Genomic DNA, 14,972 nt, shown 5'->3' on the forward strand with positions numbered 1-14,972 from the left:
TGGGTCAGTGGCGGGTGCTTTATCCTAGTTTTTATAGTGCCAAAAGTACGTCCAATGCCCCCTATATGTACTTCGGTACGCAGGAGATGGAGCAGGTGCTACCCTTGCGTAAGCGCTTCTCCAATAAGTATGACTATGGCAAGGATCTACTCATAGCAGGCGCTAAGGGGATGATGGGGGCTGCGGTGCTGGCTGGTAGAGCAGCGATGGCTTCGGGAGCGGGGCATCTGACGGTGCATGTGCCTTCGGGTCAGGCTGCTATTTTGCATACCTCTCTGCCTGAGGCATTGGTGCGTGAAGACGGATCGGAGGAGAGCTTCTCCTCCACCAGTTATTCGCTCACCGACTATACCACGATTGCCGTGGGGCCAGGCCTTGGGCGAAGTACAGAGAGCTTGCTAGGGCTAGAGCAACTCTTGGGTGGTTACACGCAGCCGATGGTGCTGGATGCCGATGCCCTATATCTCTTGTCTCAGGAGGAGGGACGACTCTTAGAGATGGTGCCAAAGGGCTCTATCCTCACCCCTCATGTGGGGGAGTTTGACCGTCTCTTTGGCCCTTCCCGAAATAGCTACGAGCGACTAGAGTTGGCACGGCGTGAGGCGGCTCGCTTGGGCATCTATATTCTGCTCAAAGGTGCCTATACGGCTACTGCCACGCCGATGGGTCAGGTGGTCTTTACGATGTCGGGCAATCCGGGGTTGGCAACTGCTGGCACTGGCGATGTGCTAACGGGTATTATTCTTGCACTTTTGGGGCAAAAGGTGCATCAGCTGGAGGCGTGTGTGGCAGGAGCCTTTATCCATGGGTTTGCTGCAGAGAGCTATAGCAGCGACTACTGCGAGCTTTCGCTTACAGCGGGTCGACTGATAGAGTACTTGCCGATGGCCTTTAAGCGCTTTACGAGCAATAGTTCCAATGCGCTTTTTAGGTGACTAGTGGTGAGGTAGGGTCGATTATTCAAGTCATTTTATTATCTTTGTGAGAGTTTAGGACTTGTATGGACGCTATTTTGTGGTAACGCTGTGGTGAGACGTAAGGGCACTCCCTATATACTCATTATCTTTGTGGGGTATCTCCTCTTCTCTCTGCTCCTCTCCCAAGGTGCAAAAGCAGGGAGGAGTAGGGCGGATATTGATGCCCTAGCACGTTATTTACAGTCAAGAGATACGCTGAATATTCGTGATAGCCTTGCAGTAGATAGCTTGGTGGTGGATAGCCTTGCGGTAGATTCACTGCCAGCCGACTCTCTCTCTACCGATTCCACACTCCTCAGTCAGCTCAAGGCACCTCTCGACTTTGAGAGCCAGGACTCTATTGTGATCTTACCGAAGCGCAACTTGCTCCGGATGTACGGCAATGGTCAGGTGAAGTACGAAAGTCAGCAGTTGCAGGGTGACTTCATGCAGATGCAGATCGATAGCGGTAATATCTACTCTACCTATATCGACTATCCCGACTCGCTCAATAGAGAGCGTATCTATGCCAAGATCACTAATGAGCAGGAGACCTATGAGGCGAAAAGCATCAACTATAATATCAATACGCAACAAGGCTATATCACCGATGTGGTGACGCAGCAGGGCGATGGCTTTGTGACGGCGGATCGGACGAAGCGTATTGGCAATGGTACGCTCAATCTGATGGATGGAAAGTACACCACCTGTGATAATCACGAGCATCCGCACTTCTATATTAGTCTGACTAAGGCAAAGGTGCGCCCTGGAAAGGATTTGGTTTCGGGTCCTCTTTATCTAGTGATCGCCGATGTGCCACTGCCTATTGGCTTGCCCTTTGCTTTCTTCCCTTTTACCACCTCCCGCTCTTCGGGCCTAATAATGCCTACTTATGGCGATGAGATGGATCGTGGCTTTTACCTACGCAATGGCGGGTATTACTTTGCGATCAATGATTATGTAGACCTTCAGCTGACGGGAGATATCTACACCAAGGGGTCGTGGGGGGTGCAGGCACAATCGACCTACCGCAAGCGGTATCGGTATAGCGGAAGTATCAATGCGAGCTACATTGTGACCAAGCGAGGGGATAAGATCGCAGGCGACTACAGTAAGTCGAGTGACTTCCGCATTCAGTGGAGCCACCAACAGGATGCTAAGGCCAATCCGTATCGAAGCTTCTCGGCCAATGTCAATTTCTCTACCAGTTCGTACAATCACAATAACCTTGATGGACTCTACAATCAAGCGGTGTTGGGAGAGAATACCAAGAGCTCTAGCATCAGTTTCAACCAACGCTTTCCCAATAGCCCGTGGAGTATATCGGGCTCTATGGATATCAACCAAAGGTCGCGCGATAAGACGCTCTCAGTGACGCTCCCCAACCTTTCTATCACGATGAGCCGTATCTACCCATTTAAGCGTAAGCAGCAGGTGGGTAAGGAGCGGTGGTATGAAAAGATTTCGCTCTCCTACTCGGGGCAGTTGCGTAACTCGGTGCAGTCGAAGGAGGATGAGTTCTTTAAGAAAAACCTGATTCGGGACTGGCAAAATGGGATGAGCCATTCGATACCGGTGAGTGCCTCTTTTGATCTATTCAATTATATCAAGGTGACCCCCTCCCTAAATTATACGGAGCGGTGGTACTCCTCGAGGGTTGCCCACGCCTACGACCCAGCTCTCAATAAGGTGGTGCCCACAGATACCACTTATGGCTTTAATAGGGTATTTGACTTTAGTGCTTCACTAGCTCTTTCCACCACGGTATATGGCTTTTGGAAGCCACTGCCATTTCTAGGTGACAAGGTGGATATGATTCGACACCGTATGGAGCCCTCGATTTCTATTAACTACCGCCCCGACTTTGGCGATCCTAGATGGGGCTATTGGGAGCATCTCCGATACATCACGCCCGACGGACGGAAGGAGGAGCGGTTTGTATCACCCTATGAGAAGCAGCTCTTTGGCGTGCCGGGGCGAGGTAAGAGTGGAAGCATAGGGCTGTCACTTGCCAATAACTTGGAGGCGAAAATTAAGAAGGACTCTACGGAGTTCAAAAAGATCAGTCTGATCGAGTCGCTAAACCTCTCCACAAGCTACAATCTAGCGGCCGACTCCTTTCAATGGAGCGACCTATCGGCTTCTATCTCTCTGAGGCTATCACAGAGTTTTACCCTTCGGCTGGGGGGCGCTTTCGACCTTTATCTGTGGGATTATCACGAGCATGATGGTCGAATTATCCCCTACCGAGTGGATAAACTGAGGGTGCTCAATGGTAAGGGAATAGGGCACTTTAAGGGAACGAGTACCTCTTTCTCCTACACCTTTAATCGGGAGACGATAAAAAAGATTACCAATCTCTTCTCAAAGAAAAAGACAGAGAATGATGATGATGATGGTTCGTCCAACGACCCTCCCGACCAGCCCTCCACTCAGCCTAGAGGTGAGGAGGGTGGTGGCTCTCTTATGGGCGGCAAAAGTGGCTCGCAAGAGGAGTTTGACTACAATGGCTACCTCAAGAATCGAATGGATTGGAGCCTGAGCTTCAATTACAACCTATCGCTCGGGACGGGAGAGTTTATCCCTGCCAAGAAAGAGTTTGGTTATCAATGGAGGCACGACTTGAGCTTCAGCGGTCAGTTTTCACCGACCCGCAATTGGCGATTCAACTTCTCCGCTAACTACAACTTCGATGAGAAGCGGATCACCAATATGACCTGCAATGTCACTCGAGACCTACACTGCTGGAGTATGTCGGCAAGCTTCATCCCTATTGGACCATTTAAGTCGTACAACTTTACGATAGGTGTCAATAGCCAGTTACTGCATGACCTTCGCTACCGCAAGAGTAGCCAACCCAATTATAGAGCCACATCACAGTGGTATTAACCTTATATAATAAAGATACATTATGGCACAAAACAAAGAAAAACTATTGTTCCTATTCCACCCTAGCGTGGCGAGAGGATTTGAAGCACTGGAGGAGCAGGTGGAGGTGGTGACCCTACCCGAGGGAGAGAAGTTTGACCCTAAGAAGCTCGAAGGGCTTCCCAAGGATGCTACGATCCTAGGGAGTGAATTTACCATTCCCGTGACTAAGGAGGTGATTGACTATTTCCCCAACTTGAAGTTGATCGCCAATTACGCTGTGGGCTTTAATAATATCGATGTGGCGTATGCCAATAGCAAAGGAATCACTGTGTGCAATACCCCGCAGGCAGTGATACAGCCAACGGCAGAGTTGGCGGTGGCTTTGCTCTTGGGCTTGACCCGAAGGATTGCGATTTGGGACCACACCATGCGTCGCCAGCGCTCTAGTGCTAAGGGTTCGCTTAGTGATGGTATGGGCACAGACATCTATCGTAAAAAGGTGGGCATCGTGGGCTACGGCAATATCGGCCGTGCCGTTGGACGTATCCTCAAGGCAATGGGTGCGGAGATTTTCTACTACAAACGCCACAAGCTCTCTGATGAAGAGGCTCAAAAGGAAGGCGTGACCTACGCACCACTTGACCAACTATTACGGGAGTGCGATATCATCTCTCTGCATACCCCTTACAATGAAGATTCGCACCATCTGATTAATGAGAAGAGCCTTGGGACAATGAAGCCTTCTGCTATCCTCGTCAATACCGCCCGTGGAAAGGTGGTAGACGAAGCAGCACTTGTGTCGGCACTCAAGAATGGTACCATTGCAGGTGCGGCGCTCGATGTCTTTGAGCACGACGATAATCCGCTCGATGAGCTATACGATATGGAGAATGTGGTGATGACCCCACACGTGGGTACCCAGACCGTTGAGGCACGTGTGGCAATGGCCGAGGAGTTTACCAATAATGTTCTTGGCTTTTTGCTCCAAGACCGACCCATTGCTATTGTAAAACTCTAATTAATTAGCACTTATTATGCAGTAAAAGATAGCCCTAAGTGTGTAGTCCTCGACTACTCATCAGGGACTATCTCGCTTTTAAGTTACTTGTCATGATTTGGGATAGGGTTGCAGGTATATACGATTTGACCTCTGGCAGACGAAATAGGGAGGTCAATGACAAGATGGTACGCTTTATTGCTTCCAAAGTGAAAGCGGAGGATGTGGTGTTGGAGTGTGCTTGTGGTACAGGGCTGATTACCCAAGTTATTCAGCCCCTTTGTCGGCAGTTAATCGCCACTGACCTCTCACTGAATATGCTTGCTCAGACACGCAAGAAGTGTTGCAAAGCGCCCAATCTCACCGTGGAACTAGCCAATATTACCCATCTCCAATATGCTAACAACTCTTTTGACCTAGTGGTCGCTGGCAATATCATTCATTTGCTTAATAATCCGAAAAAAGCACTTGATGAACTGGCTAGGGTTTGTAGAGATGGTGGTAGGATTGTCGTACCCACTTATGTTCAAAAGGATGGGGAAAAGCCCTCTCTTTGGATAAAGCTATTGAGGTTTCTCGGGATACCGATAATGAATAATTTCACCTTAAAGGCGTATCAGCAGCTATTCAAAGACTCAGGATATTCCGATGTCACTTACACTTTAGTGGAGGGGAAAATATCTTGTGCTATAGCTGAAATCACCAATAGTAAAAGATCAGACTTATGAATGGATGGCTGACAATCGGACTCCTTGTAGTCTCTAATATCTTTATGACTTTTGCATGGTATGGGCATCTGAAGCTACAGCAGATGAAGGTGCTCTCCGATGCTACACCGCTCTACGTGGTGATACTCCTCAGTTGGGGCTTGGCGCTATTCGAGTATATGTTTCAGGTGCCAGCCAATCGTATGGGCTATGTGGGGAATGGCGGAGCTTTCTCTTTGATGCAGCTCAAAGTGATTCAAGAGGTCATATCCATCACTGTCTTTACCCTCTTCTCAGTCCTCTTCTTCAGAGGGGAGAGTCTGCAGTGGAATCATCTCGCAGCCTTTGTTTGCCTTATCCTAGCGGTCTATTTTGTATTTAAGTAACCGCAATTGTGTACATTTGCAGAACAGAATAACTATATTTCTAATAACAACAATAGAGAAATGAAAAAGGAAACTATTATGACTTTTGCACTCGCCTCCATGGTACTTGGCTTAGGCTCTTGCAACGATAAGCAGAGCAAGGAAGAGAGCACCGAGAGCGTCCCAGCAATTGATCTCACCGCCCTAGACACTACGATCAAACCTTCAGAAGACTTCTACAAGTATGTCAATGGCAACTGGATCAAAAACCACCCACTGCCAGCTGGCTATGCCCGCTTTGGTAGCTTTGACCAACTCCGTATCAATGCCCTTGCTGATACCAAGGAGATCCTTGAGGAGATGAATGAGGGGGCTACCGCAGGAAGTGATGAGGAGAAGGCGTATAAGCTCTATGAGATGAGCTTAGATACTCTGAAACTTGATAAAGATGGTGCCACTCCAGTGCTCCCATATCTTGGTGAGGTGGATGCCATAACGACTAAGGATGAGTTGGTAGATTACCTCTCTAAGAGTGGCAACTATGGCGACTCTCACTTCTTTGTTACCTATATAATGGCCGATGAGAAGGATAGCAAGAACAACCTGCTTCAGCTCTTCCAGCCTAGCCTAATCATGGGCGTGCCTGATTACTATGGCGAGCAGGCTGACTTTGCTAAGCAACAGGCCGACTACCGCACTTATATCGCTAAGCTATTCACGCTTACTGGTACCGATGAGACGGAGGCGACTGCTTTGGCTGAGGAGGTTTATAATACTGAGAAGAGCCTCTCTAAGATTGTCTACACTATGCTGGAGAGGAGAGATTCGCAGAGAAATTACAATAAGATGAGTATGGAGGAGTTCTACAAGAGCTTCAAATTCCCATACCAACGTTATTTCGAGGGTCGTACCGGTTTGGCCGAGGCAAAGGAGCTCAATGTGGCTCAGAAGGATTACTTCCACCGCTTTGATAAGTGGTTTGAGACCACTTCGCTCGACGCAATGAAGCACCTCATTAAGGCTCGTATCCTAGATGATGCTGCCAATTACCTGAGCAAAGACTTCCGCGATGCTTCCTTCGCTTTCCATAGCACTTCTATGACTGGTGTCACCGAGCAAAAGCCTCTTTGGCAGACCGCTGTGGCACGTGTCAATAGCTGCATGGGCGATGTGATTGGTCAGAAATATGTGGCTAAGCACTTCCCAGCTGAGGCAAAGGAGCGAATGACTCAATTGGTGGACAACCTTATCTTGGCGCTAGGTAAGCGTATCGATAACCTTGCTTGGATGAGCGAGGATACTAAGGCGAAGGCACATGAGAAGCTCAATACCTTCATCGTAAAGGTGGGCTATCCTGATAAGTGGTGGACTTATGAAAACCTTGAGCTAGTGGAGAACTCGCTTTACGATTATATGCGTGCTGTCTCTCTCTTCCAAGTGAATCGTAACCTTGAGGACCTTGGGAAGCCGGTAGATGTGAATCGCTGGTTGATGAATGCTCACGAGGTGAATGCCTACTACAATCCTACCACTAATGAGATCTGCTTCCCAGCAGGTATCCTGCAGCCTCCATTCTTCAATCTCAATGCCGATGACGCGGTTAACTATGGTGGTATCGGTGTGGTGATTGGTCACGAGATGACTCACGGATTCGACGACCAAGGTAGTCAGTACGATGCCAATGGTAATATGATCAATTGGTGGACTGAGGAGGACGCTAAGACCTTTAAGGAGGCTACTGAGAAGCTAGCAGCACAGTTCGATAAGGTACAGATCCGTGAAGGTCTTATGGCCGATGGCCACCTCACTCTAGGTGAGAATATTGCCGACCAAGGTGGTGTGCTAGTGGCCTTTGATGCTCTACAAGAGGCAGCAAAGGGTCAGGAGTATCCTGTTATTGACAACTTCACCATGGCTCAGAGATTCTTTATCGGTTATGCACGTCTTTGGGGGCAAAATATCACTCCTGAGGAGGAGGTTCGCCTCACCAAGGTGGATGTTCATAGCTTGGGTATGCTGAGAGTTAATCAAACACTCAAGAATATCCCTGCCTTCTACGAAGCCTTTGATATCAAGGAGGGTGATGCCATGTGGATGGCACCTGAGGAGCGTGTGATTGTTTGGTAAACGACTTTTGTAAGTCATCTTAATCAATTGATGGGGTGTGTCGGAGCTTCGGCTTCAACACACCCCATCTCCTTTTAAGCTCTTCTCTTTTGCAAGGTTGGGTCAGTCATAAGGAGAGCAAAAACTGAGTTGCAACTAAGCATTTGCCGAGTTGCAACAAAGCAAATGCTTAGTTGCAACAAACCGATTGCTTAGTTGCAACTCGGAAAACGCCAAAATATATCCTTGGTTTTCAATGGTTTACAAGGGCGCTTTCAACAGCCTACATTTCACCCAAATTTAATGTGCAAAATGCTTCCTGAAACCTCTTTATGAAATGCACCCTCCATACGTTCGCTGGTGGGTCGGGCACTAATAATCGTAGTGCAACAGTCTTGAAAAATGGGTAAGTTTGCGATAGATTATAGGGGAGGAGTAGTTGGAGTGATATTTTGAAAGGATATATAGAGAATCAATTGGAGAATGGCTTGAGGGTCGCCTTGCTACCGACCCGGAGCAACGTGGTCTACTGTGGTTTTGCGATCCACTCGGGTAGTCGGCACGATCCTGAGCATCTCCCGGGGTTGGCTCACTTTGTGGAGCATACGATCTTTAAGGGCACTGAGCGTCGGCATGCGTGGCACATCATCAATCGTATGGAGTTGGTGGGCGGTGAGCTCAATGCCTATACCACTAAGGAGACCACCTTTGTCTATACGGCGGCACCTAAAAAGGAGCTTCGTCGGAGTATGGAGCTTCTGAATGACTTGATTCGCCACGCCTCTTTCCCCGAGGTGGAGCTGGAGAAGGAGCGGGAAGTGGTGAAGGAGGAGATCAGCCTTTACCGAGACACCCCTTCGGATCTTATCTTTGATCATTTTGAGGAGAAGTTCTTTGAGGATTACGAGCTATCGCATCCTATTCTTGGTAATGAAGAGAGCCTAGATAGGATGAGCCGTGAAGACTGCTTGGAGTATGTGCGCAAGGCGTTTACCCCTAGTCGGATGCTCTTTTTCTGTATGGGGCAGGTGACGGAGCAGCGGTTTACGGAGCTGACCACTCAATTGCTTGGAGAGCCTTTTGAGTTAGCTCCCACGGCATCGCCGATGGCGTCTCCTCGAGCTACCCAATTCAATCTCCTGCAAGAAAGCGATACCCACCAAGCCCACGTGCTGATAGGGGGTGTGGCACCCACTTTAGCCGATTTGGATCGGACCGAAGCGACACTACTCCTCAACCTATTGGCGGGTCCGGGAATGAATAGTCGGCTAGTGGTACAACTGCGGGAGCACCGTGGCTGGGTCTATAGCGTGGAGTCGTCATTGACCACCATCCCTGATATCGGTTGGTGGCAGATCTACTTCGGTTGCGACCCTTTGAATGCAGAGAGAGCCCTTGAGCAGGTACTTAAGGAGTTGGAAAAGCTTCAGGAAGTCCCTCTAACCCCCACCGCGCTACGTGCCTGGGTGAAGCAGATCAAGGGGCAGGCAACGATGTCCACGGAGCAGAGTGAGTCACAGTTCCTAGCCTTTGGTCGTCAGCTCTTGCTGAAAGGGTGCTACCACCCCCTCGAGGAGTTTTTCCATCGCTTAGATGGGGTGACGATTGAGTCGCTGATGCGTGTGGCACAATCCTTATTTGCAAAAGATAATATTTCACGTCTCATCTACCAAGGTAAGTAGGTGGGCATTCTCCAATAAATTGAATGATGATGAATAGATTCTTGATACTTACGATGGCAGTGGTAGGGCTAGTACTCTCCGCTTCCTCTTGTGATAAAAGTGGTAAAAATAGTGGGCAGTCGGAGCAGACCAAGGTGGCGAGAGAGTTGCCCCCTTCTCCTTTTGTCGCTGAAAAGGCGTATGCCCATATTGCACAGCAACTTGCCTTTGGCCCTCGTGTGCCGAACACCGAAGCCCATAGGGCTACCGCCAATTACATTGTCGGAGAACTTGAGCAACTGGGGCTGGCGGTGACACGACAAGAGATGTCGCTTACTGCCTACGATGGCACCAAGTTGGAGTGCGTCAATATCATCGGCTCGTACCACCCCGAGCGGGAGCGGAGAATTATGCTTTTTGCCCACTGGGATACCCGTCCTTTTGCCGATAACGACCCCAATCCTATGATGCGTGAGGTGCCCATTTTGGGTGCTGATGATGGGGCCAGTGGTACTGGCGTGATGCTGGAGTTGGCACGTCTACTTGCCACTGAGGGTCTGGAGAATTACGGGGTGGATTTGATGTTTTTCGATGCTGAGGACTACGGTTTGCCTGCGTGGGAAACGCAGTATCAGGTCAATTCGGAAGATACATGGGCTCTAGGTACTCAGTATTGGACCAAAAACCTACATAAGGAGGGGTATAAAGCGGAGTTCGGAATCCTCCTCGATATGGTTGGGGCTAAGAATGCGATCTTTAAGCGGGAGTACTTCTCACAAGAGTCGGCCGGTCAATTCGTTACTAAGATATGGGAGGTGGCCGAGGAGCTCGGTCACGGCGCCTATTTTCAGAATAAGATGGGCGGTGCCATTACCGACGACCACTACTTTGTGATTCGCAACCTCCGCATTCCTTGTGTCGATATCATCAATTACGATGAGGAGTTTGGCGATTATTGGCATACCCACAACGATAATTTGGATATCATCAGTAAGGAGACGCTGCAAGCGGTTGGCGAGACTGTTTGGCAGGTATTAATGGATTACGACCACAACGCACAATAGGAGATGAGAATATCTATCTACCAAGTATTGCCACGACTTTATGGCAATCTCAATGCTACGAATCAAAAAGCGGGTACCCTTGAGACCAATGGTTCGGGAAAGTTTGAGGACTTTACCCCTGAGCGTCTGCAAGAGATAAAAGAGCTCGGTTGTACACATATATGGTACACCGGTGTGCTAGAGCACGCTACCAAGAGTGCTTTTGGCACCAATATACCAGCCAACCACTCAGCGATTGTGAAGGGAGAGGCCGGCTCGCCCTATGCTATCCGCGACTACTACGATGTAGCACCAGCCCTTGCAGTGGATGTGGAGCAGCGTATGGAGGAGTTTGAAGCTCTGATCGAGCGAACTCACGCTGCGGGGCTAAAGGTGATCATTGACTTTGTCCCCAACCATCTATCTCGAGAATATGCCTCCGATGCCAAGCCTAGCTACGTAAAGGATTTTGGCGAGGAGGATGATACCTCAGTGCCCTTTGCCCCAAATAATAATTTCTACTATCTGCCTCAGGAGACGCTGACCCTAATAAGTGGCGATGAGGTTTATACCGAAACACCAGCCAAGGCGACTGGTAACGACCAGTTTACTAGCCACCCTACACCCAATGATTGGTACGAGACGATCAAACTCAATTATGGTATTGACCTGGCAGGAGATTGGAGTACCCATTACGATCCTGTGCCCGATACCTGGAATAAGATGCTCGATATCCTTAATTATTGGGCAGCGAAAGGGGTGGATGGCTTTAGGTGCGATATGGCGGAGCTAGTGCCGGTGCCCTTTTGGCAATGGTGTATTCAGAAGCTCAAAACAGCCTATCCCGAGCTACTGATGATTGCCGAGGTGTATCAGCCGGAGCGGTATGAGGAGTTTGTACTGGCTGGCTTTGATTACCTCTATGATAAGGTGGGGCTTTATGACCTCTTGATAGCACTTCTCAAGGGACAGGCATCAACAAATGATATCGGAGGGCTATTGCAGTCTCAGGAGCGTGTGAAGCATCGGCTCCTAAGGTTTATGGAAAATCACGACGAAGTACGACTTGCTTCGGACTTTGTGGTGGGTGACGGCGAGAAAGCTTTCCCAGCTATGGCGGTAACCGCTCTAGTCGATGGTAACCCCTTGATGACCTACTTCGGTCAGGAGCTAGGGGAGCTGGGAATGGATGAGGAGGGCTTCTCGGGCAGAGATGGTCGTACGACTATCTTTGATTACTGGAGCCTTTCCACTATGCGTGAGTGGCTACTCAGCGAGGGCAAGATGAAGTCTCCATTGAGAGCACGCTACCAATCGCTTCTAGAGCTGGCTCAAAGACCACTCTTTGCCGAGGGCACCTTTTATGACCTCAATTACTACCAACCCCATTTTGCCAATCGTGGGCTTCATGCCTTTATGCGTGCCTACGGAGAGGAGTCTGCATTGGTGGTGGTCAACTTTCACGGCGAACCACAGACGGTAGAAGTGGCTATCCCGTCTCATGCTTTTGAGGTACTTAGCCTATCTTCGGAGGTTGCTCGCGTAACTCAGTGGCCTGTTGATGGCGAGACCTTTGTGCGTCTTTTGCCCGATCAGCTTTACCAAATAGAGGTGCCAGCATACGGGGTGACGGTACACCTTTTCTCAAGCAATCGGAAATAATAAAGAAATAATTCCTAATTCTTTGCGGGTAGTCACTTTATTTATTACCTTTGCTGTAGTGAGTGAGACGTAGAACGTTATTTCCAATTAACCAATATATTAAAGATTTAGAAGCATGGCAAAAAACATTGACTTAACCAAGTATGGTATCGCCGGAGCTACTGAGATTATTTATAATCCCACGTATGATCAACTGTTTGAAGAAGAGACGCGCCCTGACCTAGAAGGTTATGAAAAAGGACAAGTATCCGAGCTGGGTGCCGTGAATGTGATGACTGGTGTTTACACTGGTCGTAGCCCTAAGGATAAGTTTTTCGTCCTCGACGACACCTCTCGTGATACCGTTTGGTGGACTTCCGAGGAGTACAAAAACGATAATAAGCCAGTTAAGGAGGAGTACTGGCCAATCATCAAGAAGATTGCTACCGATCAGCTCTCTAATAAGCGCCTTTTTGTAGTGGATGCTTTTGTGGGTGCCAATGAGAATACTCGCCTAAAGCTACGCTTTGTAATGGAGGTGGCTTGGCAAGCTCACTTCGTGACCAATATGTTTATTCGTCCTACTAAGGAGGAGCTGGAGAACTTTGGTGAGCCTGATTTCCTTATCCTCAACGCTTCTAAGGCGAAGGTGGAGAACTATAAGGAGCTGGGACTGAATAGCGAGACCGCTGTGGTATTCAACCTTACCGAAAAGGTACAGGTGATCATTAATACTTGGTACGGTGGTGAGATGAAGAAGGGTATGTTCTCTTACATGAACTATCGCCTTCCTCTCAAGGGCATGGCCTCTATGCACTGCTCTGCTAATACCAGTATGGATGGTAAGGAGACTGCTATCTTCTTCGGACTTTCTGGAACGGGTAAGACCACTCTCTCTACCGATCCTAAGCGTAAGCTAATCGGTGATGATGAGCACGGATGGGACGATGATGGTATCTTCAACTTTGAGGGCGGTTGCTATGCTAAGGTGATCAACCTAAGCAAGGAGAGCGAGCCAGATATCTACAATGCTATCCGTAGAGATGCTCTTTTGGAGAATGTAACGCTCGATAAGAATGGTAAGATTGACTTCGCTGATAAATCGGTAACCGAGAATACTCGTGTCTCTTATCCTATCTATCACATCGAGAATATCGTGAAGCCTGTCTCTAAGGCAGGTCACGCCAATAAGGTGATCTTCCTATCGGCCGATGCCTTCGGAGTACTGCCTCCAGTATCTATCCTAACTCCAGAGCAGACTAAGTACTACTTCCTCAGTGGATTTACCGCTAAGCTAGCTGGTACAGAGCGTGGTATTACCGAGCCAACACCTACCTTCTCAGCTTGCTTCGGTGCTGCTTTCTTGTCACTGCATCCTACTAAGTATGCCGAGGAGCTAGTGAAGAAGATGGAGGCACACGGTGCTAAGGCTTATCTAGTGAATACTGGATGGAATGGTACCGGCAAGCGTATCTCTATCAAAGATACTCGTGGTATCATTGATGCAATCCTCGATGGTTCTATCGACAAGGCAGAGACTAAGGAGATCCCATACTTCGGGTTCCGTGTACCTCTAGCACTTCCTGGCGTAGACCCAGCGATCCTCGACCCTCGCGACACCTATGCTAATCCTGCTGAGTGGGATGAGAAGGCTCAGGATCTATCTAAGCGCTTCATCAAGAACTTTGAGAAGTTCACTGGTAAGGCCGAGGGTAAGGCACTCGTAGCTGCCGGTCCAAAGCTTTAATAGCTAAATACATTACATACTAAAAGAGTGGGTAGGTCAATCTTTGGCCTACCCACTCTTTTTATATCACCGTCTCAACTTTCTTCTTAATAAAAAAGAGACCTAGGAAGGAGGGATTTGAACCCACAATATTGCGTCCTGTTAAGGATACCAAAGCTACCTATGCGATCATCTGCCTAGGCCTCTCCGCAAAGATAGCAATAATTGAGCACATTTTTTTAAAAAGAGACCTAGGCAGGTGGGGCTCGAACCCACGATATAGGTGGTGCCACTAGGGCACCCTCTATCGCTACCAACTGCGATCATCTGCCTAGGTCTCTCAGCAAAGATAGCAATAATTGAGTGGATTATATAATAAAAGAAAAATCTCCAAGCATTAACGCACCTTTTGTCGGTGAGTATGCCTAGAGGCCCTTCCTTTTTTGTTTGGCAAAGATAGCTTGCAATTGTATAAGCAAGTGTGCATGCTTCTTAACAAAAAAGAGACCTAGGCAGGAGGGACTCGAACCCGTCGATATAGGGGGGGACTAAGTCCCCATACCTATCGCTACCAACTGCGATCATCTGCCTAGGTCTCTTTGCAAAGATAGCAATAATTGAGTGAATTTTTAACAAAAAGAGACCTAGGCAGGTGGGGCTCGAACCCACGATATAGAGGCGAGGTAATAACCTCGCGTCTATCGCTACCAACTGCGATCATCTGCCTAGTTCTCTCAGCAAAGATAGCAATAATATGATAAGTCGTTAAATGTTTCAGCGGTTGCCATTAGAAAGAATCGTCAACAGGTATTTGATTGAATATACCATCTATAAGGGTATGATAGCACCCGACAGGGTGCCATTCAGCTAGCCCCCAGTCGAGGCTCGTAGAGCCGAAG

The 14,972-nt window shown here is 48.6% G+C and carries 10 protein-coding genes and 2 tRNA genes; 10 read left to right on the plus strand and 2 right to left on the minus strand.

Going from position 1 to position 14,972, the window contains the following annotated elements; all coding sequences use genetic code 11:
- The 10 genes from QVO39_RS01110 to pckA form a co-directional block, all read left to right on the plus strand.
- The coding region (locus QVO39_RS01110) for an NAD(P)H-hydrate dehydratase (RefSeq protein WP_288171365.1) at positions 1-935 on the plus strand (935 nt) is incomplete at its 5' end.
- A gap of 90 nt (positions 936-1,025) precedes the next feature.
- Positions 1,026-3,845 carry a putative LPS assembly protein LptD gene (locus QVO39_RS01115; RefSeq protein WP_021902653.1) on the plus strand — a complete coding sequence of 940 codons (2,820 nt, stop codon included), beginning with the start codon at positions 1,026-1,028 and terminating at the stop codon, positions 3,843-3,845.
- Between the two features lie 22 nt (positions 3,846-3,867).
- The gene (locus tag QVO39_RS01120) at positions 3,868-4,845 is read left to right on the plus strand and encodes an NAD(P)-dependent oxidoreductase (RefSeq protein WP_021902654.1); all 978 of its coding nucleotides are present in this window, start codon (positions 3,868-3,870) and stop codon (positions 4,843-4,845) included.
- Between the two features lie 92 nt (positions 4,846-4,937).
- Positions 4,938-5,552 (plus strand): class I SAM-dependent methyltransferase, encoded by a 615-nt coding sequence (locus tag QVO39_RS01125; protein ID WP_288171368.1) that lies wholly within the window; start codon positions 4,938-4,940, stop codon positions 5,550-5,552.
- Entirely contained in the window at positions 5,549-5,917 is a 369-nt protein-coding gene (locus QVO39_RS01130; RefSeq protein ID WP_021902656.1) for a DMT family protein, read from the plus strand. The genes QVO39_RS01125 and QVO39_RS01130 overlap by 4 nt, the downstream gene beginning before the upstream one ends.
- 60 nt (positions 5,918-5,977) lie before the next feature.
- Positions 5,978-8,023: a M13 family metallopeptidase gene (locus QVO39_RS01135; protein WP_021902657.1), complete on the plus strand. Its 2,046-nt coding sequence runs from the start codon at positions 5,978-5,980 to the stop codon at positions 8,021-8,023.
- A gap of 431 nt (positions 8,024-8,454) precedes the next feature.
- The gene (locus QVO39_RS01140; protein ID WP_288171369.1) at positions 8,455-9,684 is read left to right on the plus strand and encodes a M16 family metallopeptidase; all 1,230 of its coding nucleotides are present in this window, start codon (positions 8,455-8,457) and stop codon (positions 9,682-9,684) included.
- A gap of 23 nt (positions 9,685-9,707) precedes the next feature.
- Positions 9,708-10,727 (plus strand): M28 family peptidase, encoded by a 1,020-nt coding sequence (locus QVO39_RS01145; protein WP_288171370.1) that lies wholly within the window; start codon positions 9,708-9,710, stop codon positions 10,725-10,727.
- 3 nt (positions 10,728-10,730) lie between these two features.
- Positions 10,731-12,368: an alpha-amylase family glycosyl hydrolase gene (locus tag QVO39_RS01150; protein WP_021902660.1), complete on the plus strand. Its 1,638-nt coding sequence runs from the start codon at positions 10,731-10,733 to the stop codon at positions 12,366-12,368.
- 115 nt (positions 12,369-12,483) lie between these two features.
- A complete protein-coding gene (gene pckA, locus QVO39_RS01155) occupies positions 12,484-14,094 on the plus strand; it encodes a phosphoenolpyruvate carboxykinase (ATP) (protein ID WP_021902661.1) in 1,611 nt (536 codons plus the stop codon).
- A 230-nt stretch (positions 14,095-14,324) separates the two neighbouring features.
- Here the strand turns inward: pckA and QVO39_RS01160 are convergent.
- Together QVO39_RS01160 and QVO39_RS01165 are read right to left on the minus strand one after the other, a co-directional pair.
- A tRNA-OTHER gene (locus tag QVO39_RS01160) sits at positions 14,325-14,407 on the minus strand.
- Between the two features lie 310 nt (positions 14,408-14,717).
- Positions 14,718-14,801 (minus strand) — tRNA-Asn (locus tag QVO39_RS01165).
- Positions 14,802-14,972 lie beyond the last annotated feature (171 nt).

It is taken from the genome of Porphyromonas sp. CAG:1061, assembly GCF_000435035.1.
Lineage (GTDB): Bacteria > Bacteroidota > Bacteroidia > Bacteroidales > Porphyromonadaceae > Porphyromonas_A > Porphyromonas_A somerae.